The organism is Chitinophaga vietnamensis, from assembly GCF_902167635.1.
GTDB classification, from domain to species: domain Bacteria; phylum Bacteroidota; class Bacteroidia; order Chitinophagales; family Chitinophagaceae; genus Chitinophaga; species Chitinophaga vietnamensis.
Window position 1 is genome coordinate 330,749 of the sequence record NZ_CABHMS010000001.1, and the last position, 24,047, is coordinate 354,795.

At 50.3% G+C, this 24,047-nt stretch carries 20 protein-coding genes; 11 read left to right on the forward strand and 9 right to left on the reverse strand.

The window, feature by feature from the left end; all coding sequences use genetic code 11:
* Positions 1-222: 222 nt before the first annotated feature.
* From FPG75_RS01445 to scpB, 5 genes are all read left to right on the forward strand, one after another.
* Complete coding sequence (locus FPG75_RS01445; RefSeq protein ID WP_143304717.1) at positions 223-3,225, forward strand: SusC/RagA family TonB-linked outer membrane protein; 3,003 nt, start codon at positions 223-225, stop codon at positions 3,223-3,225.
* A gap of 36 nt (positions 3,226-3,261) precedes the next feature.
* Positions 3,262-4,875, forward strand: a complete 1,614-nt coding sequence (locus FPG75_RS01450) for a RagB/SusD family nutrient uptake outer membrane protein (RefSeq protein ID WP_143304718.1) — start codon at positions 3,262-3,264, stop codon at positions 4,873-4,875.
* Between the two features lie 87 nt (positions 4,876-4,962).
* Positions 4,963-5,544, forward strand: a complete 582-nt coding sequence (locus tag FPG75_RS01455; RefSeq protein WP_143304719.1) for a DJ-1/PfpI family protein — start codon at positions 4,963-4,965, stop codon at positions 5,542-5,544.
* Between the two features lie 162 nt (positions 5,545-5,706).
* Complete coding sequence (gene atpG / locus FPG75_RS01460) at positions 5,707-6,591, forward strand: ATP synthase F1 subunit gamma (protein ID WP_143304720.1); 885 nt, start codon at positions 5,707-5,709, stop codon at positions 6,589-6,591.
* Positions 6,592-6,701: 110 nt separating this feature from the next.
* Entirely contained in the window at positions 6,702-7,598 is an 897-nt protein-coding gene (gene scpB, locus FPG75_RS01465; RefSeq protein WP_143304721.1) for an SMC-Scp complex subunit ScpB, read from the forward strand.
* Positions 7,599-7,612: 14 nt separating this feature from the next.
* Here scpB and FPG75_RS01470 read toward each other — a convergent pair whose 3' ends face one another.
* The 7 genes from FPG75_RS01470 to pheT form a co-directional block, all read right to left on the reverse strand.
* Positions 7,613-8,431 carry a purine-nucleoside phosphorylase gene (locus FPG75_RS01470; protein ID WP_143304722.1) on the reverse strand — a complete coding sequence of 273 codons (819 nt, stop codon included), beginning with the start codon at positions 8,429-8,431 and terminating at the stop codon, positions 7,613-7,615.
* Between the two features lie 22 nt (positions 8,432-8,453).
* Positions 8,454-9,242, reverse strand: a complete 789-nt coding sequence (locus tag FPG75_RS01475; RefSeq protein ID WP_143304723.1) for an SDR family oxidoreductase — start codon at positions 9,240-9,242, stop codon at positions 8,454-8,456.
* A complete protein-coding gene (locus FPG75_RS01480) occupies positions 9,243-9,857 on the reverse strand; it encodes a 3-keto-disaccharide hydrolase (protein WP_236652693.1) in 615 nt (204 codons plus the stop codon).
* A gap of 92 nt (positions 9,858-9,949) precedes the next feature.
* Positions 9,950-11,512, reverse strand: coding sequence for a ribonuclease Y (gene rny, locus FPG75_RS01485; RefSeq protein WP_143304724.1), 1,563 nt, complete (start codon positions 11,510-11,512; stop codon positions 9,950-9,952).
* A 172-nt stretch (positions 11,513-11,684) separates the two neighbouring features.
* Positions 11,685-11,978, reverse strand: a complete 294-nt coding sequence (locus FPG75_RS01490; protein WP_143304725.1) for a cell division protein ZapA — start codon at positions 11,976-11,978, stop codon at positions 11,685-11,687.
* Between the two features lie 13 nt (positions 11,979-11,991).
* Positions 11,992-12,300 carry a hypothetical protein gene (locus FPG75_RS01495; protein ID WP_143304726.1) on the reverse strand — a complete coding sequence of 103 codons (309 nt, stop codon included), beginning with the start codon at positions 12,298-12,300 and terminating at the stop codon, positions 11,992-11,994.
* A gap of 121 nt (positions 12,301-12,421) precedes the next feature.
* Complete coding sequence (gene pheT, locus FPG75_RS01500; protein ID WP_143304727.1) at positions 12,422-14,851, reverse strand: phenylalanine--tRNA ligase subunit beta; 2,430 nt, start codon at positions 14,849-14,851, stop codon at positions 12,422-12,424.
* A 474-nt stretch (positions 14,852-15,325) separates the two neighbouring features.
* Here pheT and dnaB point away from each other — a divergent pair, with 474 nt between their 5' ends.
* The 4 genes from dnaB (at position 15,326) to FPG75_RS01520 (ending at position 20,377) form a co-directional block, all read left to right on the forward strand.
* Positions 15,326-16,888 (forward strand): replicative DNA helicase, encoded by a 1,563-nt coding sequence (gene dnaB / locus FPG75_RS01505; protein WP_143304728.1) that lies wholly within the window; start codon positions 15,326-15,328, stop codon positions 16,886-16,888.
* Positions 16,889-16,982: 94 nt separating this feature from the next.
* Entirely contained in the window at positions 16,983-18,329 is a 1,347-nt protein-coding gene (locus tag FPG75_RS01510; protein WP_143304729.1) for an MATE family efflux transporter, read from the forward strand.
* 168 nt (positions 18,330-18,497) lie between these two features.
* Positions 18,498-19,211: an RsmE family RNA methyltransferase gene (locus tag FPG75_RS01515; protein ID WP_143304730.1), complete on the forward strand. Its 714-nt coding sequence runs from the start codon at positions 18,498-18,500 to the stop codon at positions 19,209-19,211.
* A 41-nt stretch (positions 19,212-19,252) separates the two neighbouring features.
* Positions 19,253-20,377, forward strand: a complete 1,125-nt coding sequence (locus tag FPG75_RS01520; protein ID WP_143304731.1) for a SlyX family protein — start codon at positions 19,253-19,255, stop codon at positions 20,375-20,377.
* A gap of 66 nt (positions 20,378-20,443) precedes the next feature.
* Here FPG75_RS01520 and FPG75_RS01525 read toward each other — a convergent pair whose 3' ends face one another.
* Positions 20,444-21,208: a TerC family protein gene (locus FPG75_RS01525; protein WP_143304732.1), complete on the reverse strand. Its 765-nt coding sequence runs from the start codon at positions 21,206-21,208 to the stop codon at positions 20,444-20,446.
* A 25-nt stretch (positions 21,209-21,233) separates the two neighbouring features.
* Entirely contained in the window at positions 21,234-22,259 is a 1,026-nt protein-coding gene (locus FPG75_RS01530; protein WP_143304733.1) for a quinone-dependent dihydroorotate dehydrogenase, read from the reverse strand.
* A gap of 182 nt (positions 22,260-22,441) precedes the next feature.
* Here FPG75_RS01530 and FPG75_RS01535 point away from each other — a divergent pair, with 182 nt between their 5' ends.
* Both FPG75_RS01535 and FPG75_RS01540 read left to right on the forward strand, forming a co-directional pair.
* The gene (locus FPG75_RS01535) at positions 22,442-22,972 is read left to right on the forward strand and encodes an RNA polymerase sigma-70 factor (protein WP_143304734.1); all 531 of its coding nucleotides are present in this window, start codon (positions 22,442-22,444) and stop codon (positions 22,970-22,972) included.
* Between the two features lie 69 nt (positions 22,973-23,041).
* Positions 23,042-24,019 (forward strand): FecR family protein, encoded by a 978-nt coding sequence (locus tag FPG75_RS01540; protein ID WP_143304735.1) that lies wholly within the window; start codon positions 23,042-23,044, stop codon positions 24,017-24,019.
* Positions 24,020-24,047: the final 28 nt, after the last annotated feature.

Sequence of the window (24,047 nt, forward strand, 5' to 3'; positions counted from 1 at the left end):
AATGAATTTGATTTTTACAACCGATTGCAGTCACTACCAGCTTATATTTTTATAAATGTAAGAATGACGCCTATTTAATTTCAGAAAATATTTTGCAAACGATTGCACAATTACTATTTTGGGTGTGTAGAAAGACAGTATGTAGAAAGAAAAAACTGATTCCAGGAGAAAACTGATACCAATAATTTCCACCAATCATCGCTCTATTAATTATTGAACGTTATGAAAAGACAAATTTCACGTTTGTATTGCGTAGTGCTGTGCCTGTTCCTTCCCTGCCTGCTACAGGCTCAGCAGCGGCCAGTTGAAGGTAATGTGACGGGCACCGACAAACAACCACTGCTCGGCGTTACCGTATCCGTAAAGGGCCGCAATACAGGCACACAAACAGATGCAAAGGGTCATTACCACCTGCAACTCAAAGATGCCGACAATGCCGTACTGGTATTCACTTTCATCGGGTATATCACCCATGAAGAGCCCGTTAATGGCCGTTCCCTGATCCCGGTTATACTGGAAGAGGATCACAAAAAACTGGACGAAGTAGTAGTGGTAGGCTACGGCTCACAGAAGAAAAAAGATGTGACCGGCTCCATCTCTTCTCTTAACAGCAAAGCCATACAGGATGTGCCGGTTACCAACCCGCAACAAGCCCTGCAAGGCCGCGCCCCAGGTATCGAAGTATTGAACAACAGCTCCAAGCCCGGCGATGAGCCACAGGTGCGCATCCGCGGTACCCGCTCCCTCTCCGCCGGCAATGATCCCCTGTATGTCATTGACGGAATTCCTTATTCCGGCTCCCTCAACGACATCGGTACCGGTGTAATTCAATCGATGGATATTCTTAAAGACGCCTCCGCCACCGCCATTTATGGCTCCCGCGGCGCTAACGGCGTAGTGCTCATCACCACCCTCAGAGGCAGGAACAGCAGGCCTGTAGTGAGCTACAGCGGCTCCTATGGCTATGTAAAGCAACTCGGTGAAGCCGATATGATGAACGCCAACCAGTTTATCAACATGCGCCGCGAAGCCTACCGCACCATCGGTAAATATGATGATAGCAACCCCGATGCCTCCGACGCCAAAATATTCAACTCCGTAGAATATGCCAACATCAAACGCGGTGTTGATGTAGACTGGCAGAAGCTCATGGTATCTTCCGGCTATCAAACCAATCATGCGCTCAGCGTAGCCGGCGGCACCGAAAAAACAAAGTATGCAGTAGGTATCGGCTACTTCAAAGATCAGGGCGTGCTTAAACTCCAGAGCTATGAAAGGTACAACCTCAACGTGGGCATCGATCAGCAAATCGGCAACCGCGTAAGAGTAGGTGCGTCACTGTTAGCCTCCTACAGCGAACGCAAAGGAGAAACGTACAATGGTATTGACAATGCGCTCAAAATGTTGCCCATCGCCAATCCGTATGATTCTACCGGTAATCTCATTACCTATCCTACCGGCGATAGCCAGCAACCGAATCCACTATTGGACTATGTGAACAATAACAGGTTGGAGCTGCGTAAACGTTTCAGATTGTTCACCTCCCTCTATGGAGAAGTGGAAATTGCGAAAGGCCTCAAATACAGGCTGAACGTAGGTCCCGACATCTCCCAATATAACTACGGATTATTCCAGGGAAAAAATAATACCAACCTGCTCATTGGCGGCGGTGATGCTACCGCTTCTAAAAACAGCGGCTTCACTACCGCCTACACTATCGAAAACCTGCTGACGTATAATAGAGTGATCAACCGCAAACACAGCATCGGCTTCACAGGGCTGTACAGCGTGCAACGCCAGACCGGCGACAGCTCCACCGCCTCTGTGCGCGGTATCCCCGTGGAATCACAGGAATACTACAACCTGGGCCAGGCGCTGAATGTAACCGGTGTAGGCTCCAGCCTGGGCACCTGGACCATCCTCTCCTACATGGGCCGTTTGAACTATGGCTACGATGATCGTTATCTCCTTACGCTTACGCTGCGTGCGGATGGTTCCTCCCGTTTTGCACCAGGCCACCAGTGGGGTTATTTCCCTTCAGTAGCTGTTGCCTGGAATGTGATCAGCGAACAATTCATGAAATCACAACACCTGTTCGATAACCTGAAACTCCGTGCTAGCTATGGCGCAATCGGTAACACCGGTATCAGTCCGTATGCTACACAAGGGAATTTAGGCAGGATTCCTTACTCTTTTGGCAACAAAGGCGCATTGGGCTTTCTGCCAACACAGCTGCGCAATCCGGACCTCACCTGGGAAACTACGCGCTCGCTGGATGTGGGCCTCGACTTCAGCATCCTGAAAGGCCGCATCACCGGTGTAATAGACTGGTACAGCCAGAAAACCACCGACCTGCTGATGCCGCACCTCCTGCCTTACAGCAATGGATTCAACTCCGTATTGCAGAATGTAGGATCTACCAGTAACAAAGGATTGGAAATAGGTTTATCGGCCACCATCTTCGACAATCCGAAAGGTTTCAGCTGGAGCATGGATGTGAACTACTTCCGCAACCGCTCCAGGATCCTTTCTCTCATGGATGGCAAAACATCCGACGCAGGCAATGCCTGGTTTGTAGGTCAGCCCACCTATGTGTATTACGATTACAGAAAGATCGGTATCTGGCAAACAAAAGATGCAGCGCAAGCGGCTACCTACAATGTAAATCCGGGCGAGATCAGACTGGAAGATGTGAATGGAGACGGGAAGATCAATGATAAAGACAGGCAGATATTGGGATCACCTGAACCGACATGGCAGGGCGGTACCACGCAACGCCTTTCCTATAAAGGCATAGAATTGTCTGTGGTGGCCTTTGCGCGCATCGGCGGCATGATCAAGAGCGATTTCTATCAAAACTATAATACGCTGTTTGGCCGTTACAATAACCTGAACATTAACTATTTCACGCCGGCTAATCCGACCAATGATTTTCCGCGTCCGAATGCGAACCAGGAAAGGCCCAGCAATTACCAGACACTCAGTTATTTCGACGGCTCCTTCTTCAAGATCAGGAACATCACGCTGGCTTACAGTCTGCCTGATGCATGGGTAAAACGCATGCAGATGCAATCCTTCCGCGTGAATGTAGGCGTGAAACAACCGCTGATCCTCGCGCCTTACCGCCAGAAATGGAAAGGTATTGATCCGGAAGATGTGAACGTAATCGGGGTAGATGCGCCAGCCACCTGGATGCTGCAATTCGGTATCAATGCGCGTTTCTGAGGATTGTTTATTTTTTATCTGAAAAAAGTAATCGTTATGAAAAGAATATTTGTTGGAATAGCCCTGCTGGCCCTCGCCGGCACTGCGTGTAACAAGATGTTGAAAGAAGATGTGATCACCAACGTAACAGATGATTTCTATAATACAAAAGATGGTTTTGCCACCGCGGTGAATGGCTCCTATGTAGCCATGCGCGCGTTCTACAGCTCCGAGCGCGGTATGACGCTCACCTGCCCCGGCACCGATACCTACACCAACGGTTCCGATGGTAACTACAAATTCGCCAATCAATACACCTCGCAGCTGGATTCCCGCTACGATCATATCCGCGACGTATGGAACAGTTTTTACCAGGCTATCAATACCTGTAATGTGGTGGTAGACCGTGCAGACCAGATCAAGGGCCTGGATTCCACCGTGAAGAAAAGAGGAGTGGCAGAAGCGCTCTTCTGTCGTGCCCACTATCACTTTGTACTGATGCAGTTGTTCGGTTCCATACCCTTACGGCTACACGAAAATAAGGCGATACTCACCACTGCCAACCGTGATTCTACACAAGCCGTATACAACGCTGTCGTGAACGACTTACTGGCTGCCGAAGCGCAGTTGCCCGCTTCGCAGAGCGACTGGGGCCGCGCCACGAAAGCCGCTGCGGAGCATCTGCTGGCAAGGGTGTACCTCACCCGCGCCTCCTCGCCGGATGCGCAGCCTACTGATTACGCCAACGCAGCCAAATATGCCGATATGGTGATCAAGAACTATGGCTTCAAGCTGCTGGCCGATCCCGGCCAGATATGGGCGCAGGGCAAAGAGAATAATTCAGAAACCGTATGGGCCGTGCAATTCACCACCGATCCGCTGTATGGTTACGCTGATAACAATGCCTGCCGCTTCTTCCTCATGCAGTACGACGTGCTCGCCGGCATGAAACGCGATCTGCCCAATGGCACGCCCTGGAAGCGTTTCAGGCCTACGCGCTTCCTGATCGATACGCTGTACAAAGACCGTGTGCATGACACCCGTTACGAGAAATTTTTCACCACCGTATGGTATACCAATGCGCCTACTGCCACGCTGAATATGGGCGATACCGCCGTGTACCTGCCCGGCTATGACGTTAGCGATGCGCAGATCAAAAGCAAGAAATACCTGCTGGTGCCGCCACGTAACTACACAGAGAAATTGTACCCCTCCCTCAACAAGTTCGCCGATGCGCTGCGCCCGGATAACCAGGCCTCCGGCGTGCGTCCGTTCATTGCTTTCCGCCTGGCCGAAGATTACCTGATCGAAGCAGAAGCGCTGATGATGACCGGTAACAAAGCCGGCGCGGCTGATCTGGTCAATGTAGTACGCCAGCGCGCTGCGCGCCCGGGCGCCACACCAGCAGAAACGCAGGCCAACCTCGACGCGATGAAGGTGACCGCCGCTGATATGACCATCGACTTTATCCTCGATGAACGCGGCCGTGAACTGATTGGTGAACAGTTCGCCTGGTTCGATCTCAAACGTACCAACAAACTGCTGGAAAGGGTACGCCTGCATAATCCGGAGGCTTCGGCCAATATCCAGCCAAAGCATATGCTGCGGCCCATTCCGCAAGATCAGATCGACCGTACCACCAATGTATTTCCACAGAATCCGGGATATTAATTTTCAATGAAATGAGAAGGCGGGGCAACCCGCCTTTTTCATTTCATCTCTGAAAGCTTATCTTTATAAGCCAAACAATTTAATCCTATGGCACAAAAGAAAATACTGTTGTTAACGGGCGATTTCGCAGAAGATTATGAGACCATGGTGCCCTTTCAGATGTTGCAGATGATCGGCCACGAAGTACATGCCGTATGCCCCGACAAAGCGGCGGGCGACAAGGTAAAGACGGCTATCCACGATTTTGAAGGAGATCAGACTTACACAGAAAAGCCAGGGCATAATTTCGTGCTCAACGCTTCTTTCAATGATGTAGCCGGCGCAGACTACGACGCCCTGGTGATCGTTGGCGGCCGTGCGCCGGAATACCTGCGCCTCAATAAAAATGTGATCGAACTGGTGAAACATTTCTTTGTGGAAAACAAACCTGTAGCAGCAGTATGCCATGGCATCCAGATACTCACCGCAGCAGATGTGGTGCGTGGCAAGAAACTGACCGCCTACCCGGCAGTAGGGCCGGAGGTAACCGCCGCCGGTGGCACATATGTTTCTGTAAATGTATATGAGGCGGTGGTAGACGGCAAGCTGGTTACGGCGCCGGCATGGCCTGCACATCCGCAATGGATCGCAGCATTTCTGCAAGTGCTGGGCACTACTATCATATTGTAGATTTATTTATTTTGTTATTTGGTTATTTACAGCGGTGTGGAGAAAATTTAAATTATCTCCCTGTGGATTTTCAAATTAATCCGTCATTACTTACCTTTGCAGCCAAATTGCGGAGCGCTTGCCTGCAATAGCTCATTTGTAATTAGTAACTGATTTAAATATATGTCCGGACAGCTTAAAGAAGTTCGTAACCGAATCAAATCCATTCAATCTGGCCAGCAGATCACAAAAGCCATGAAAATGGTGAGTGCTGCCAAGTTAAGACGCGCCCAGGATGCGATCCTGCTGATGCGTCCTTACGCGCTGAAACTCCAGGAAATGCTGCAAAATATCGTTTCCAACAGCGAGGGCAATATCGATACGCCGCTGGCGGCGCAACGTGCGATTGAAAAAGTGCTGATCGTGGTAATTACTTCCGACAGAGGCTTGTGCGGCGCTTTCAATTCCAACCTGATCAAAACTGCTAAACGTGTGATCCGCGAAAAATATGCAGAACAATTTGAACAGGGCCAGGTAGAGATCATGCCGATCGGTAAGAAAGGTTATGAGCACTTCCTCAACAATGGTTACAAGATCAACGACCAGTTCTGGAACATGTTCGGCGATCTGACCTTTGATCACGTAAAACAGGCAGCCAACGTGGCTTTGGAAGGCTTCATCAACGGTACTTACGATGCTGTTGAAATCATCTACAGCGAATTTAAAAACGCCGCTACCCAATTATTCGTTTCTGAGCAGTTCCTGCCTATCGCGAAAGTAGAGAGCAAAGAAAAGAATGGCCTGAAAGCAGACTATATTTTCGAGCCTGAAAAAGATACCCTCATCGCCGAGCTGATGCCGAAGATCCTGAACACACAGTTCTTTAAAGCGATCCTCGATTCTCATGCTTCTGAACATGGCGCCCGTATGACCGCGATGGATAAAGCCACCGAGAATGCGAGCGAAATGCTCCGCAGCCTGAAGATATCTTACAACCGTGCACGTCAGGCTGCCATCACCACCGAGCTGACCGAGATCGTGAGCGGGGCCGCAGCACTGGCTGGTTGATAATTATTCACAGAAAGTCAACTACTGAATATTTATATTTTCAGAATAGGGTCAAAGACTGTATTTTCGGTCTTTGACCTTTTTTGTAAAATCCATACGACCTATAACACATGGAAATTTCTCAGATCATTCCCCACGTGGAAGCATTGATTTTTGCGGCCGACAGGCCCCTGCCTGTGATGGAGATAGTGGATTTACTGAATAACGCATTGGCTTTTCTGGAAGACCGCGCTACACTCGACCAGGTGGAAGCGGCGATAGCAGCGATCAAGGAAAAATACAGTTCTGAGTTTTATGCATTTGAAGTGAGAAGTAGTGGCGGCGGTTACCAGTTCCTGACCAAAAAGGATTACTATCAAACGGTGGCCCAGCTCAATGGCGATAAATTCCTGAAACGCCTGTCTACCGCCGCATTGGAAACCCTGGCTATCATCGCTTACCGCCAGCCGATCTCCAAAGGTGAAATTGAATACATCCGCGGTGTGAGCACCGATTATTCCATACAAAAATTACTGGAAAAAGAATTGATCGTGATTTCCGGACGTAGCGAAGACCTTCCCGGCAAACCCTTGCTGTATTCGGTTTCCCGCTCATTCATGGATTATTTTGGTATCAATTCAGCCGCCGATCTGCCCAAACTCAAAGAGCTGTTCGATGAGGACATGGTGCAACCAACGCTCATCACAGATGAAACGGCCACCATCAGCCGAGGCGAACATACCGAACATGCCGCGCAGGAAGAAGCCGCGCACTCCATGATGGTATCCGAAACCGGCGAGCTGCTCGATCCCGATCATGAGCTGGACGCCCTGGATGCATCTGTGGAAAAGTCCGACTATGGCCTGATGGAAGAAGATCAGAGCGATGAGCTAAGCGCTGCTGAAGATGAAGAAGCGGAACCCGATGATGAGATCATCCACTTTGATGATTTTCTTTCGGATGATGATGACGACGATGATGATGATGACGAAAATGATAATAAAGATGATAAAGAAGGGACGCATTAAGGTCCCTTCTTCTTTTATAGTCCCGCGATAACGGCGGCAAAAATATCACTCAGTTTTTTATCGGCGCTTGCCGCAACAGCGATGATCTCTTCGATAGATACGGGATGCAGGTTATCAGGATCGCATTCATCTGTTACCACGGAAACCGCGGCACAGGGGAGTTGCAGCTGATTGGCAACAATCACCTCCGGCACGGTGCTCATGCCTACGAGGTCGGCGCCGGCCATGCGCAGGAAGCGGTATTCGGCGCGTGTTTCGAGGTTAGGACCCATAACGGAAACGTATATACCGGATTTTAAGGCCGAGCCTTGCGCCTTTGCCGCGGCCGCCAGTTGTTGACCCAATACCGGATCGTAAGGGCGGCTCATATCCGGGAAGCGTGGCCCGAATGCCGGGGAGTTCAGCCCGCGCAGCGGATTTTCAGGCTGCATATTGATATGATCATCCAGCAATACGAGATCTCCTTTTTTGAAACCGGGATTCATACCGCCGGCAGCATTGCTGAGCAGCAGCTGGCGGATGCCCATGGCATGCATCACCCGCACAGGAAAAGTGATCTGTTGCATCGTATAGCCTTCATAGTAATGGAAACGGCCCTGCATGGCCATCACCGGCGTTTGGCCGATATGCCCCAGCACCAGGTGGCCCTTGTGCGACTCCACAGTAGATTCCGGGAAATGCGGTATCTGGTGATAGGGAATGCTATGTGCGATCTTGATGTGGTTGATCAGTTCCCCCAGACCGGTGCCCAGTACAATACCGGCGCGTGCTTGTTCAAACGGAAAGGATTGCAGGTACGCTTTGGCGTCCGCTATTTGTTGGAGCAGTTCCATGCTTTATCGAGTTTGCTGCAAATTAATTCCCTTTGCGTGCAATCACATAAAAGAGTGGCGGAAAAAATCTTTTGAACCAGAGCAGCAGCTTTTCGGCCCTGGCGATCATGACCAGCTTTTTTCGTTTATGCATGGCCTTTAGTATGCGCCGGGCGCAGATATCTACCGGCATGCCGTTGGCCTGGCCGGGGTCCATTTTGCCATAAGGCTCGCCATTGGCGGTGATGGCGGCATAGGTGAGATCGGTGTGTATGCGGCCGGGGCATACGATGGTGGTGTATAGCCCGGGGATGGGATCTTCTGTTTGCAGTGTTTCGAAATAGCCTTGCAGTGCGTGTTTGGCGGCATTGTAGCCAGAACGCCAGGGGTAGCCCATTAATCCGGCCATGCTGCTCACTACTACTATTTGTCCGCCTTGCCGGGCTTTGAAATGCGGCAGCAGCGCCTTGGTAAGCATCACAGGCCCGAAGAAATTCACTTCCATCAATTGTCGTACGGCGCTCACGGTGGTATCGATCAGTTTGGAGCGTTGCGTAACGCCGGCGTTATTCACCAGCACATCTATATGGCCAAAGATGCGGATGGCTGTATCTACCTGTTGTGGCAGTTGTGCAGCGTCGGTGATATCGAGGACGAGTATTTCGCATTGAGGGGTGAAGGCGAGGCATTCCTGGCGAACGGCCAGCAGGGCGGTTTCGCGGCGGGCTGCGAGAATGAGGGAGGCCTTTTCTTTTGCGAGCAGCAAGGCCAGCTCGCGGCCGATGCCCGAGCTGGCGCCTGTGATGAGTATTACTTTGCCGTTGTAATCCATTTATGATTTTAACGGTACCAATTTAATGTTTTTCCATCTCACCTTGATACCGCCGCCGGAGTGTATCTGCAGCGCGATCTGGCCGTTTACTGCGCCGATCTTTTCATCTTTCAGCTGTATCATTTCATGACCATTGAGCCAGGTGGTAACGCTGTCGCCTGCTACGCGCACTTTCATGGTGTTCCATTCGCCCATTTTCAGGTATGCTTCTTTTTCTTTGCCGGGCTGGATGAGCCATCCGCGGCCATAAGATTCATAGATACCGCCGGTGTGCAGGCCCGGAGGCGCTACTTCAGCCTGCCAGCCGCTGATTTTGGTGCCTTCCAGCGAAGAGTGGAAAAATACGCCGCTGTTGCCATTGGCTTCCTGTTTGAATTGAACGGTCAGTTCAAAGTCTTTGTACTGGTTATTGGTAGCGAGATAGCCATACTCTTTGTCAGGGCCGCTTTCGCATACAAGTTCTCCTTTATCCACATACCATTTTTCGGTGCCGTGGATCTGCCATCCGTCGAGGTTTTTACCATTGAACAGTGATTGAGCTTTCTGGGCGAAGGCGCTACCAGAGCTGATGAGCAGGCAGGCGCCCAGCAGGAGCTTAAACATAGGTTTCTTCATAACGATGTTCGCATTTGTTGAAAAAAAAAGTCCTTCGGTGCAAACCGAAGGACTCAAGATAATGTCTATTTTCTTTTTTCTATAGTCAAAAATTATCGCGCTACGTTTACCGCTCTTTTTTCGCGGATCACGGTTACTTTGATCTGACCGGGGTATTGCATTTCGGTCTGGATCTTGTTGGCGATCTCGAAAGAGAGGCGATCGGCGTCGTTGTCGGTCACTTTATCACTTTCAACGATCACGCGCAGTTCGCGGCCGGCCTGGATGGCGTAGGCTTTTTCCACGCCTTCATGGGCGAGGGCGAGGTTTTCGAGATCTTTGATACGTTGCAGATAGCTCTGCATGATCTCGCGGCGTGCGCCGGGGCGTGCGCCGCTGATGGCGTCACATGCCTGAACGATCGGGGAGATCACGTATTGCATTTCCATTTCGTCGTGGTGCGCACCGATGGCGTTGACTACCGCGGCGTGCTCGCCATATTTCTCCGCCAGTTTGGCGCCGAGGAGGGCGTGGCTCAGTTCTGTTTCTTCGTCAGGTACTTTACCGATATCGTGGAGCAGGCCCGCACGTTTGGCGAGTTTCGGGTTGAGGCCCAGTTCTGCTGCCATCACGGCGCAAAGGTTAGCAGTTTCTTTGGAGTGCATGAGCAGGTTCTGGCCGTAAGAAGAGCGGAAACGCATTTTACCTACGAGGCGAACCAGTTCTTTGTGGAGGCCGTGGATACCCAGTTCTATCACGGTTCTTTCACCGATATCCATTACCTGTTCTTCCAGTTGTTTCTTGGTTTTTTCCACTACCTCTTCGATACGTGCCGGGTGAATACGGCCATCCTGTACCAGGCGTTGCAGCGACAGGCGGGCGATTTCGCGGCGGAGCGGATCGAAAGAAGAGAGTACGATGGCTTCCGGGGTATCATCCACGATAAGGTCTACACCGGTAGCGGCTTCAATGGCGCGGATGTTACGGCCTTCACGACCGATGATCTGGCCTTTGATCTCATCACTTTCAAGGTTGAATACCGTGATGGTATTTTCAATAGTTTGTTCAGCGGCAGTACGCTGGATGGATTGGATGATGATCTTCTTGGCTTCTTTGTTAGCCTTGGTTTTAGCGTCCTCGATGATTTCCTGGATATGTGCCAGCGCTTGTGAGCGGGCTTCTTCCTTCAGGCTCTCCACCAGCTGGTGTTTGGCTTCTTCGGCGGTGAGGCCGGCCACTTTTTCGAGGCGACGGATATGTTCTTCCTGGTGTTTTTCCAGTTCAGTGCGTTTGATGGTTACCAGTTCCATCTGCCGGTTCAAGGTTTCCTTGATGGCGTCGTTTTCGTTCAGTTGTTTTTGAAGTTGTTCATTTTTCTGGTTGAGGCTCTGTTCTTTCTGCTTTATCCTGTTCTCTGATTCTATGATCTTCTGATTACGCTGGAGCACTTCCTTTTCATGCTCGCTCTTCAATTGCAGATATTTTTCCTTTGCTTCCAGCAACCTGTCTTTCTTGAGGTTTTCCCCGGTGGTTTGTGCATCTGCGATGATTTTTTTTGCCTGTTGCTCAGCTTCATCAATTTTTTGCTGGGTGTTTTTGGCAAATATCACCTTACCTAATAGAATCCCAACGACCAATGCCACAACTGCAGCAACTATTGTAAGTGTAACTTCCATATAAATTCTTTAAACTTGATTTATGTAGCATTCTCCTGCCCCATGTACTGCTACGAACGCAACAGGGGTGAGAACTGACCCGCGAAAATACAAAAAAATAGCAGTAAAGCGTGTTTAATACGTGATTATTAGCGAATTAGCTAATTGATTGTTTAGCAAGGGATAGCGATGTCTAGCCCAATGCCTGGTTGATCATTTCTTCCAGCTTTTCCAGTTTTTCCTGCAGGAAGGGCGCGGTAACGGCCTGGGCCTTTCCGCCGCTGGTTACAGGGTGAGTAGCATACATGATGAGCGCCATAGCGATATAGTCCTGCAGGTCTTTACCCGCGTAAGAGGTCTTGAAATCGACGATTTTCTCATTCACTTCTTTCATGATACGGCGTACCTCTTCTTCTTCTTCCGGCTTGATCTTGATCCGGTAAGAGCGGTCGGCCACTACGATATTAACGGGAATGAGCTGCTCCATGTTCTGGTATTTATCAGCTGTTCAGCAGGGCGATACAGCGGTCGATCTCCTTTATATAGTCGTTGATCTTGCCGCGGATCTCCTTTCTGAATGCTTCATCTTCTTCTGCTACGGTGTTAGTGCCCTGGGCGGATGCTGCGATCTTCATCAGCCGCAGCTTATCTTCCAGTCCCTGAATAGCCAGTTGCTGCTGTTGCAGTTCCTGTTGCTGTGATTGGATCTCTTCTTTCAGCAATACATTCTCGCCCTGCACCTGTTGCAGCTTTTTCAGCAGCAGGTGCAGTTTCTCTTCTACGCGTTGAATGTACTGCTCAAGAACCATTAAATATTTTTTGATTTTTGATTTCCTGATTTTTGAATTTGGCGCTTTGAATTTGCTAACTTATTCATTGCGAATATAATAGTTCTTAAATTCTCAAATTCAAAAATCAAAAAATTCTCCCTTATTTTCTTATTTCCGCCTGTAGCTGCGATTCGAAAGTTTTCACCAGTTTCTCCATCACGCTGTCGATTTCTTTGTCGGTGAGGGTTTTCTGGCTATCGAGGAAGGTGAAGCTGACCGCGTAGGATTTTTTGTTGGCGCCCAGTTTTTCGCTCTCGAACACATCGAACAGATTGATATTTTGCAGCAGGGGCGATTTTACGGCCCTGGCGGCGGCTTCTACGGCGGCGAATTTTACCTGACGGTCCAGCACGAGGGCCAGGTCGCGGCGCACAGCCGGGAAGCGCGGTATTTCTTTGTAAAAGTTATCACTTTTTTGCAAAAGTCCCAGTATTTTATCCCAGTTGAAATCAGCGAACCAGACGGGCTGCTTGATATCGAACTGTTTGAGTTTCCGGGCGCTGATGCCGCCGAGGGTAACCACCACCTGGTTTTTCACTTTGATATCCCAGGAAGGGGTGAGATCAGCGTTTTCATTTTCCACCCACTGCAGGCCGCTGTAGCCGAGTTGTGCCAGTATATTGATCACATAACCTTTCAGGAAGTAGAAATCAACCGGAGCGGCTTTGCGCATCCAGGTTTCGGAAGTTTGCTGACCGGTAAGATAAAGGGAGAGGTGGTTATTTTCCGCATAGCCCTTATCAGTCACGGCATATGTTTTACCAAATTCGAAGAAGAGCAGGTCTTCGTTCTTACGGTTAAGGTTATACGAAATACGTTCGAGGCCGGTTTCGATCATGGAAGGGCGCATGACGTCCAGTTCCACGGTGAGGCTGTTCATCATCTTCACGGTATGTTCCAGTACTTCGGGTGTAAAGTATTGGCTGTTGGTGATGGAGTTGGTGAAGATTTCGTTGAAACCGTTGCCGGCAAGGTATTCGGCGATTTTTTCGCGCACTCTTTCCGCGTCGGGTTGTGCGGAGATGGCGGGGGAGATCATCACCTTGCTGGGGATCTCGATATTGTCCAGTCCATCGATGCGCATCACTTCTTCCACGAGATCGGCCGGGAGGCTGATATCGGGCTTGCTGTAGGGCACGGCTACACGCAGTCCTTCTGCGGTTTCTGCGAGGATATCGAAGCCGAGGCTGCGGAGGATATTTTTGATCTTGTCCGCAGGGTAGTTGCTGCCACTGAGTTTGCGGATATAAGCGTAGGTAGTTTCTACCTGTGTTTTATGTTTTACGGACGGGTATACATCCACGATGGCGGAAGCGGCTTTACCACCGGCCAGTTCGCAGATGAGGGCGGCGGTGCGTTGCAGGGCAAACACGATGTTGGAGATATCCACACCTTTTTCGAAGCGGGTGGCTGCGTCGGTACGCAGGCCATGGCGGAAAGAGGTGGTGCGTATGCCGCCGGCGCTGAAGAAAGCGCTCTCCAGGAAGATATCGTGGGTGTTGTCGGACACGCCGGAGCGGAGGCCGCCGAAAACGCCGGCGATGCACATGCCTTCGCCTGCGCCGTTGCAGATCATCAGGTCGGCGGCATCAAGTTTTCTTTCTTTTTCATCGAGGGTCACGAAGGGTGTTCCCTGCGGGAGATTTTTTACTACCACGGCATTGCCTTTGATGGCGGCTGCGTCGAAAGCGTGCAGGGGCTGGCCGGTTTCGTGGAGCACGAAATTGGTGATATCCACGATATTGTTGATCGGGCGTACGCCGATGGCGGTCAGTTTTTCCTTGAGCCATTCAGGCGAAGGGGCTACCTGAACGCCGGTGATGCTGATGCCGCTGTAGCGCGGGCATGCATCGGTATTTTCGATGGATACGCTGATATTGAGCGGGGCCGCCGCTTGTGGCAGGGCTTTGATTTCCGGCAGCTGTACCTGGTATTTATGCGTGTGTTCGAGGTTGTTGAGGAAGGCGCATACGTCTTTAGCCACGCCGATGTGGCTCATAGCGTCCATGCGGTTGGGCGTGAGGCCGATTTCGTATATCCAGTCCTGTGCGGGCTGAAATATTTCGCTGGCGGGCGTGCCGGGTTGCAGGGAGGGATCGAGCACGAGGATGCCGGCGTGGCTGTTGCCGAGGCCTATTTCATCTTCGGCGCAGATCATGCCCTGGCTTTCTTCGCCGCGGATCTTGGCTTTTTTCATGGTGACTGGTTCGCCGCTGATGGGGTAGATGGTAGCGCCGATGGGGGCTACTACTACTTTCTGGCCGGCGGCCACGTTGGGGGCGCCGCACACGATGTGGAGCGGTTCCCCGTTGCCGATATTGACAGTGGTGAGGGTAAGTTTATCTGCGTTTGGGTGTTTGGCCGTGGTCAGTACTTCGCCGATCACGAGGCCGGCGAGACTGCCTTTTACGGCTTCGAATTTTTCGAGGCTTTCCACTTCCAGGCCTATACGTGTAAGGATGGTGGATAACTCCTGCGGTGTAGGCTTCACCGGTAAATAATCACATAGCCAGTTGTATGAAATCGTCATTTTATCTGATCGGTTTATAATAAGAAGCGTAAAGTTACGCAACGGATTTGATTTTAAGCCGCTGTGGAGGGCAGCCATGGCAGGTTTCCGTCGTAAATTAGCTATAATCGTGTATGGCAGGGCGTTAGAGACCGGCGTATAAAATCTTTTTGCACAATAGATGTGAATAATGGACCTTTGCCTTGGAACTTTACAGTGATTTGGTGGATAACCATAGTCGAGTCAGTGGATAACTGACAATTCGCCGGTGGATAACCTGTGCACGAGGCTTAATAAATTTAGTAGTGAACGGAAGTGGCATAAATGAAAAAATGCGTTTACCTTAGTTTGTACGGCTCGAAAAAATTTACAATTTCTTAATGCAGAAAGTAGCTTCGGAATGCGAGAAAAAATGCAAACAATCCAATAATTGTAAAGTGAAACAAGCCCATTGACAGTAACCTTTTTTTAAATTTTTTAATACGCTAACCATAAATGGATCTCAATCTCAAGAAAGACCGCAATGTGCGCAGAAAGCCGTCCATTGAGGTGTCCTCCTTGGTGTACGGAAAAGTACCGCCACAGGCCAAAGAATTGGAAGAAGCTGTTTTGGGAGCCATAATGCTGGAGAAAGGCGCGTTTGACGTTGTAGTGGAGATTTTGAAAGGAGAGTGTTTTTATGTAGAAGCGCACCAGCTGATATTTTCGGCCATGACCCGCCTGGCCTCCAAATCGATGCCGGTCGATATTCTGACTGTAACAGAGGAGCTCCGGTCCATGGGCTCGCTCGAAGCTGTTGGTGGCCCCTTCACAGTGATGAAGCTCACCAACGCGGTGGTATCATCCGCTAATATTGAGGCGCATGCCCGTATCATCCTGCAAAAATTCATTCAGCGGGAACTGATCCGCATCTCCGGAGAAATACTGTCCGAATCTTATGAAGATACGGCGGATGTGTTCGACCTGCTTGATAGCGCCGAGTCTAAATTATTTGAGATTACCAATAACCACCTGCGCAAGAATTACGATTCTATCGACCGCGTGCTGGTGAATACGATGAAACGTATCGAAGACCTGCGCAACAAAGGTGATGATATCACCGGCGTACCTTCCGGGTTCCCTTCTCTCGATAAAGTAACTTACGGCTGGCAGTCGACAGACCTCATCATCATCGCGGCCCGTCCGTCTGTGGGTAAAACCGCGTTTGCCCTCAACCTGGCGCGTAATGCGGCTTTGCATCCCCGTTTCCCGAAAGGCGCTGCAGTGTTCTCCCTTGAGATGTCGTCCGGACAGATCGTTCAACGTATCCTGTCTGCCGAGTCCGAAATCAAACTGGAAAAGATCTCCCGTGGTAAACTGGAAGAATATGAAATGAAGAAATTGATGACGCATGGTATCGAAAGATTGGCGAAAGCGCCTATCTTCATTGACGATACGCCGGCGCTCAATATCTTCGAACTACGCGCCAAATGCCGCAGGCTGGTACACAACCACGGCGTGGGCGTGATCATCATCGACTACCTCCAGCTGATGAGCGGCAGCGGCGAAGGCCGTAACAGCAACCGTGAGCAGGAGATCAGTAAAATATCCCGCGATCTTAAAGGACTTGCAAAAGAGTTGCAGGTGCCCGTGATCGCCCTCTCGCAGTTGAGCCGTGATGTGGAAAAACGTAAAGATGGCAACAAGATGCCACAGTTGAGCGACCTCCGTGAATCGGGCGCGATCGAGCAGGATGCCGACATGGTCATGTTCCTGTACCGTCCTGAATACTATGAGATCAATACCAACGAGATGGGAGAATCCAATAAAGGTGAAACCCACGTACGTATCGCCAAACACCGTAATGGTCAGCTCGATACCATCAAACTCCGCGCGGTACTGGAATTCCAGCGTTTCGAAGATGACGGTAGCCTGGAGAACCCCGGCGGTGGCGGTAATCCCTTCGCAGGTATGCGCCAGCAAGGCGGCGGCAACGACGAGGCGAAGCTGTACATCCAGAAGGGGTCCAAGATGAATGATATGGACTTTGATGAAGGATTTGAAGATGCACCATTTTAACGCATAAGATATTTGCAGTTATCAGGCCGGCATCTACTGGATGCCGGCCTTTATTTTTATAAAAGAATCATAGCAACAATAAAAGGCCTATAGCATGAAACAACTGTATCTGAAGTATAAAGGTTATTACAAAGACAATTTCAGTTTAGCCTATCCCGTAGTGATCTCCCAACTCGGGCATACACTGGTTGCATTATCCGACAGCCTTATCATCGGGCATACCGGCAAAGTACCGCTGGCAGCGGTTTCGCTGGGCAACGGTCTCTTTTCTATCTTCATGGTTACCGGTATTGGTATGTCGTACGGGCTCACACCGCTCATCGCACAGGAGAATGGCCGTGGCAACAAAAGCGCTATTGGGCATCTGCTCAGTCATAGCCTGATCATCAATATGATGGTGGGCCTATTGTTATCGGCCGTCATTTATTTTGGCAGCGGCTATATGCAGGTGCTGAACCAGGAGCCGGATGTTGTGCAACAGGCAAGGCCCTTTCTGCGTTACCTCGGTTTCTCCTTCATCCCGCTGATGTTGTTCCTCACCTTCAAGCAATTTGCGGAGGGGCTGGGCTTTACACGCCAGGCGATGAATATCAGTATTATCGGCAACGTGATCAATATCCTCATTGGCATCACGTTGGTGTACGGTCTGTTCGGCCTGCCCCGCATGGGCGTGGTGGGCGTGGGTATTGCCACTTTCACCGACCGTTTGATCATGGGTATTACGATGGCTTTTTATGTGTTGAAGTCGCCACGTTTCAAGCCTTACCTTTCCAGTTTTGGTTTTTCAAATCTGAAGGCGGCGGCTATCAGAAAAATTTTAGGTATTGGTACGCCGGTGGCCTTGCAATATATTTTTGAGGTGAGCGCTTTCAGCGGCGCTGCCGTGATGGTGGGCTGGATGGGCGCTGCAGAACTGGCGGCGCATCAGATCGCATTGAGCCTGGCATCCATGACGTATATGATGGCCAGCGGCATCTCTGCGGCGGCGGGCATCAAAAGCGGCAATAATTTCGGCAAGCGCGATTTCAGGGAATTACGTTTATCGGCTATCGCCAGTTATCATATGGTGCTGGTGTTGATGGGCACTGCTGCGCTGGTATTTATGGTGGGCAGGCATCTGCTGCCTGCTTTGTATATCAACGATCCGCAGGTGATACAGATCGCAGGAAATTTATTGGTGATCGCTGCCTTCTTCCAGTTGTTCGATGGCATGCAGGTGGTGGGACTTGGTATCCTGCGCGGATTGGGCGATGTACGCATTCCAACGGTGATCACTTTGCTGGCCTATTGGGTGTTCGGTATCCCGCTGGGTTACCTGTTAGGCATCAAAATGGGCTTTGGTGTGGAAGGCGTGTGGTGGGCGCTGCTACTGGGTTTGCTAACCGCATCCCTACTCCTGTTTGCAAGGTTTCATACAAAAACAAAGAATTTGATTATTTAGTTATTTGGTTATTTTATTATTTGGATATTTGATTTAGGAATTTTCGGATTTTCGGATTTTTTGATTTTCGAATTTGGAAGAAAACCGAATTTCCCACAAATCAAAAAATCCGAAAATCCGAAAATTCATAAATCAAATATCCAAATAATAAAATAACCAAATAGCTAAATGGATTTGTCTGTTTTTTTTGCGGGAGATATTGCGGTGGATGCCAGCAGTTACACGATGAATGAGGATACATCGAAGTATTGTATCCAGGTGTTGCGGCATGAGGCCGGTGATACGGTGTTGCTGGCAGATGGCCGTGGGCGCAGGTTTACGGCGATCATTGCTGATGATAACCGCAAAAAATGTGTGGTGAATATTTCAGCAATAACTTTGATGCCGCCGCCAACGCCGGTACTTCGTATAGCCATTGCCTTTACCAAAAATGCGTCGCGGATAGAGTGGTTTCTGGAGAAGGCTACGGAAATAGGTATTCAGTCGATCATTCCCCTGGTGAGCCAGCGTACTGAAAAAGAGAAAGTGAAAGCAGAGCGTTTGCAAAATATATTGGTGTCGGCGATGTTGCAGTCCAAACAATACTACCTGCCGGTGTTGCAGGAGCCACAGGCATTTGAGCAGGTGGTGAAGCAGAGTAAGGATGCACAACGTTTTATTGCGCATTGTTTGCCCGAGCAGCAGCAGTCTTTACAGCTGTTAATGGAGCCGGGAAAAGATACGATCGTGCTGATAGGGCCGGAAGGTGATTTTACGCCTGAGGAGGTCAAACTGGCGCTGGGAGCGGGTTTTGAGCCAGTGTCTTTAGGCGCCAACCGTTTGCGGACGGAGACAGCCGGTATGGTGGCTGTTGTCATGATGAACATTGTCAACAACTTGTAGCATTTAATAATAATTCATATTTTTCGAAAAAAACTGTACTTATGAAATTCAACATCCATCTGGCCCTCCTGTTGGTGGCGGGGCTGTTCGTTTTCTCCCAACACGCCTCTGCACAGGTTATGAGTTCGTTCAAGGTGCAAGGCGACTCTTCTAAATATTATCCGGTGGCGTTTACCGATTCTGCCTGGGATAGAAATGTGGCTTCGGTATTGGAATTGGGGCGTTCCAATGTGCATACGGATTATAATGCGTATGGATCGCTGATTGCCACATTCCGCTACCATACCACTAATGGTGGGCATTTATCCAGTTTCATCGATGCCGATATCAAACAGTTTAACAACATATTCGTCGCCGGCTGGCGTGATGTTACTAATTACGTGTTTTCCAAAACCATTCTTATCTGGTTGAGGGGAAGCGCTACTTATTACTATCGTTCGCAGTTTAACGACAAGGTAACAGTGTACGACGGCGTAGCTAATCCTTTGCCATTCCAGGAAGTGAATGGCCCGGCACACAGCTACAAAACGGCGATCGATAATTATGTTACTACGAATGGATATTCCAACACAAGAAGCGGTTATACCACTGGTAATATGGGGTACTCTATCGCCAATCCATCGGCGAGGATAGAGATTGGCGCTGCGCCGGGCTGGACCACCAGCGGTTGGGGACGAGCAATAAAATTATGGGCTGGCAGGGCTATAGAGTTTGAAGCCGGTCGGAAAAAATTCGGTATCGGCGCTTCCTCTGATTCTATCCTGTACTTCTTTTCTACGGATTCGGATACCAGTTCATTGGGGGTCAGGTGTCATATGACTATTTCGGACAATGGTAATGTGGGTATTGGAACCGTAGATCCCAAATCCTATAAACTGGCCGTGGAAGGCACTATCGGCGCAAGGCGCGTGAAGGTAACTCAATCCGCCTGGGCCGATTTTGTCTTCCATAAAGACTATTCATTACCCTCTCTGCAAGCGATAGAAAATTACATCAGCAAAAATGGTCATCTTCCTGATATCCCTTCTGAAAAAGAAATAAAAGAAGAAGGATTAGATGTAGGAGAGATGAATAAATTATTATTGCAGAAGATCGAAGAGCTGACACTGCATATGATCCGGCAACAGAAAGAGATCGATGAGCTGAAACAACAGCTGAGAAAATAATAGCGCATGCGCATAAAATATCAGGGGCCACCGTGTACGCGGTGGCCCCTGATGTTTTATGCGCAATTATTTCTCTGAAGTCGGTTCTTTCAATGCTACCGGTTTACCGCTCTTTCTCATTCTCATATTCAACATTTCTACTCCGAAAGAGAAGGCCATGGCGAAGTACACGTAGTTTTTCAGGTGAAGGTCGTGCGCTTTTTCAGCGTCCCATCCTTCTACGATGAGGATAGCGCCTACCATTACCAGGAAGGAGAGGGCCAGCATTTTGAGTGTAGGATGTTTGTGTATGAAATCGCTGATACGTGGCGCAAAGAAGAACATCACGATCATAGCGATGATTACGGCAATGATCATGACCGGTATTTGTTTGGCAAGACCTACAGCGGTGATGATACTGTCAAAAGAGAAGACGGTATCGATCACGATGATCTGTCCTACGATATTGAGCAGGGATGCTGCGGGTTTATTGCTGCTGCTGGCGGGGGCCTCGTCTTCTCCTTCGAGTTTGTGGTGGATCTCGAGGGTGGTTTTGATCAGGAGGAAGATACCGCCGCCGAGCATGATGAGATCGCGGAGACTGAAGCCGTGGCTGCCGATATGGAAGAGCGGGTTGACGGCCCTGACGATGTAGCCGATGCAAAGCAACAGGATGATACGTACGGCCATGCCGGTGAACATCCAGATGCGGCGCGCCAGTGGGCGCTTTTCAGGCGTGAGCCTGTTCAGTACAATAGAGACGAAGATCACGTTGTCGATGCCCAGCACAATTTCCATCAGCACCAGCGTGAATAAACTGATGAGGGACTCAACTGTGAATAATTGTTCCATATAGGTTTAATTCAGATGACGAGCTTTATGGACGCAGTCCTGCACATATCTTCTTCACGATGGTAGGGCCTTCATAAACGAAGCCGGTATATACTTGTACCAGCGAGGCGCCGGCATCGAGTTTTTCCTGTGCATCGGCGGCGGTGAAAATGCCGCCCACAGCGATGATCGGGATCTTGCCCTGGCTATTGGTATGGATGTACCGGATCACTTCTGTTGCTTTTTGTTTAACGGGCAGGCCGCTTAATCCGCCGGCGCCGATTGCTTCTACTTCGGCGGCGGGCGTTTGCAGGCCTTCGCGGCTGATGGTGGTATTGGTGGCTACGATGCCCGCCAGTTTTGTATCCTGAACGATCTCGATAATATCGTCGAGTTGTGAATGCGTGAGATCTGGCGCAATCTTCAGCAGGATAGGCTTCTGCTTTGCCTTTTGGGCATTGAGCTGTTGCAGGTGGTGCAGCAGTTGCTTCAGCGGTTCTTTTTCCTGTAAGGCGCGGAGGTTGGGCGTATTGGGAGAGCTTACATTCACCACAAAATAATCTACCACATCATATAAGGCGTGGAAACATTTTTCATAGTCGCTGGTAGCTTCCTCGTTAGGCGTCACTTTATTTTTGCCGATGTTGCCGCCTACGATGATGCCGGAGCGTTTCCGCAGCAGGCGGGTAGCGGCGGCGGTGGCGCCTTCGTTATTAAAGCCCATGCGGTTGATGAGGGCTTTATCCGCCGGCAGGCGGAACAGGCGTGGCTGATCATTGCCCGGCTGTGCCAGCGGCGTTACGGTGCCTATCTCCACAAAGCCGAATCCGAGGCAGGCCAGTTCATCAATGTATTTGGCGTCTTTATCAAAACCTGCTGCCAGTCCTACCGGATTGGAAAACCGCAGACCGAACAATTCCCGTTCCAGCCCTTTTGTTTTGACATCGCAAAAGGCCCGGAGCACTTGTTTGCCCAGGGGGAGGGCATAGATGGTTTTGATGCCGCGCATCACGGTGTGGTGGATATTTTCCGGGGGATACCGGAAAAGTATTTTTTTGATCAGGTTATACATTGCGGGGGCAAAAATAGTCAATTACGAATTACGAATTAATAATTACGGAAATTCCCGTAGATATTAGCGAAGATCAGCCCATAAAGTGCTCAAAGTGCTTCCTAGGCCGACTGGCGCAGCGTTTCGCGTATATCTACGGGAATTTCCGTAATTATTAATTCGTAATTCGTAATTGATTATTTTTGCTGCTCATCATGTTGGCGCTCCAGACATTTGAAGAATTATTTCGGGAAAACCATGCGCACTGCCTGGCCTTTGCCACACACTACACGGGAGACCCCCATACAGCAGAGGAGATCGTGCAGCAGGTATTCCTGCGCATATGGGAAAAGAGGGATAGTATTGTGATCTCTGGTCCTGTAAAGGCTTACCTTTTTTCTGCTATCAGGAATACTGCGATCAGCCAATGGCGTAAGGATACGGTGCGTAACGACCGTGAAACGCGTTATGGCGCGGCCCGGGAAACGGCCACCCATGCCGCCGACCAGGTGAAGGAGCTGGAGATGCTGTATCACCAGGCGCTGGAACGCCTGCCGGAGCGTTGCCGGGAAGTGTTCCTGTTGAGCCGCCATCAGCATCTCAAATATTCGGAGATTGCCGAAACGATGAATATATCTGTTAAAACTGTAGAAAACCAGATGGGGAAGGCTTTGAAGATACTGCACCAGGAACTGAAGGAGTATCTGCCCTTGCTTGCCGTTTTTTTCTTTTAAAAAAATTTGAGAGGGACGTGGGGGAGATGATTTCCTGCGTGCGTCTTATCAAATATATTACAACTGTACATGACATCTTCTTTTCCTGATGAGGCACTGTATACCTTGCTCTGCAAGTACCTGCTGCAAGAGGCGGACGGGGAAGAGCGTGCATGGGTAGAGGCCTGGCTCGGGGAAGATGCCGGTAATGCCGCTCTGCTGGCGGCTTTACAGCGTGTGCTGGATACCGCAGCGGCGCAGCGCCTCACGATGCAGCCGGATACGGACAGTTCCTGGCAGCGGCTGTACAGCCAGATGGGCGTTGCTGATACCGCCACGGCTCCACCGCTGGCAGCTGTATCATCACGGCCCCGCTTCCCCTGGATCAGGGTGGCAGCGATACTGGCGCTGGCCCTGGGGCTCGGCTGGTGGCTCATCGCGCGGAACAGTAATAGCACGTCTTATGCCGGCCCGCAAATCGCGCGGCTGGAAGATGGCAGCAGCGTACAGTTGCAGGCTGCCTCCCGCCTGGAAGTAGCGCCAGGCTTCGGCTCCCGCAACAGGAAGGTGACGCTGAAAGGAGCCGCTACTTTCGATATCGCCGCCAATGCTGCCCAACCCTTTGTCGTGACGCTGGGGCGTACCGATGTACAGGTGCTCGGCACCCGCTTTACCGTGAACTATGAACCGGGGCAAGCAAAGCTGCAGGTACATGTGAGCAGCGGAAAGGTGATGGTGATCGATCATGAAAAGGCCGACAGCGTGGTGCTTACGGAAGGCATGTTGCTGCAGCAGGATCAGGCCAGGCCCGATTTTCGTGTAGCCGCACACGTTACCGACCCGGTGAAGAAAGCCCTTGCTTTCCATCATGTGCCACTGGAAGAAGTGCTGCATACCATCACCGAGGTATACGATGTGCGGGTGACCGTGGAAGATACCGCGCTGCTGAAACTATCCGTCAATACAAATTTTACCGGTGAATCCATCGATGAGGTGATCACCACCCTGGCGCTCAGCGTAGGCGCCAAATGGGAGAAAACAGGCGACAGGCAATATAAGCTGAGATAGCCCGCCGCCGGCCCTATGAACTTTACAT

Bases quoted from the DNA above. Each gene is read 5' to 3' on its own strand.
- FPG75_RS01445 (WP_143304717.1), top strand. From the start codon at position 223: ATGAAAAGACAAATTTCACGTTTGTATTGCGTAGTGCTGTGCCTGTTC.
- FPG75_RS01450 (WP_143304718.1), top strand. From the start codon at position 3,262: ATGAAAAGAATATTTGTTGGAATAGCCCTGCTGGCCCTCGCCGGCACT.
- FPG75_RS01455 (WP_143304719.1), top strand. From the start codon at position 4,963: ATGGCACAAAAGAAAATACTGTTGTTAACGGGCGATTTCGCAGAAGAT.
- atpG (WP_143304720.1), top strand. From the start codon at position 5,707: ATGTCCGGACAGCTTAAAGAAGTTCGTAACCGAATCAAATCCATTCAA.
- scpB (WP_143304721.1), top strand. From the start codon at position 6,702: ATGGAAATTTCTCAGATCATTCCCCACGTGGAAGCATTGATTTTTGCG.
- FPG75_RS01470 (WP_143304722.1), bottom strand. From the start codon at position 8,431: ATGGAACTGCTCCAACAAATAGCGGACGCCAAAGCGTACCTGCAATCC.
- FPG75_RS01475 (WP_143304723.1), bottom strand. From the start codon at position 9,242: ATGGATTACAACGGCAAAGTAATACTCATCACAGGCGCCAGCTCGGGC.
- FPG75_RS01480 (WP_236652693.1), bottom strand. From the start codon at position 9,857: ATGAAGAAACCTATGTTTAAGCTCCTGCTGGGCGCCTGCCTGCTCATC.
- rny (WP_143304724.1), bottom strand. From the start codon at position 11,512: ATGGAAGTTACACTTACAATAGTTGCTGCAGTTGTGGCATTGGTCGTT.
- FPG75_RS01490 (WP_143304725.1), bottom strand. From the start codon at position 11,978: ATGGAGCAGCTCATTCCCGTTAATATCGTAGTGGCCGACCGCTCTTAC.
- FPG75_RS01495 (WP_143304726.1), bottom strand. From the start codon at position 12,300: ATGGTTCTTGAGCAGTACATTCAACGCGTAGAAGAGAAACTGCACCTG.
- pheT (WP_143304727.1), bottom strand. From the start codon at position 14,851: ATGACGATTTCATACAACTGGCTATGTGATTATTTACCGGTGAAGCCT.
- dnaB (WP_143304728.1), top strand. From the start codon at position 15,326: ATGGATCTCAATCTCAAGAAAGACCGCAATGTGCGCAGAAAGCCGTCC.
- FPG75_RS01510 (WP_143304729.1), top strand. From the start codon at position 16,983: ATGAAACAACTGTATCTGAAGTATAAAGGTTATTACAAAGACAATTTC.
- FPG75_RS01515 (WP_143304730.1), top strand. From the start codon at position 18,498: ATGGATTTGTCTGTTTTTTTTGCGGGAGATATTGCGGTGGATGCCAGC.
- FPG75_RS01520 (WP_143304731.1), top strand. From the start codon at position 19,253: ATGAAATTCAACATCCATCTGGCCCTCCTGTTGGTGGCGGGGCTGTTC.
- FPG75_RS01525 (WP_143304732.1), bottom strand. From the start codon at position 21,208: ATGGAACAATTATTCACAGTTGAGTCCCTCATCAGTTTATTCACGCTG.
- FPG75_RS01530 (WP_143304733.1), bottom strand. From the start codon at position 22,259: ATGTATAACCTGATCAAAAAAATACTTTTCCGGTATCCCCCGGAAAAT.
- FPG75_RS01540 (WP_143304735.1), top strand. From the start codon at position 23,042: ATGACATCTTCTTTTCCTGATGAGGCACTGTATACCTTGCTCTGCAAG.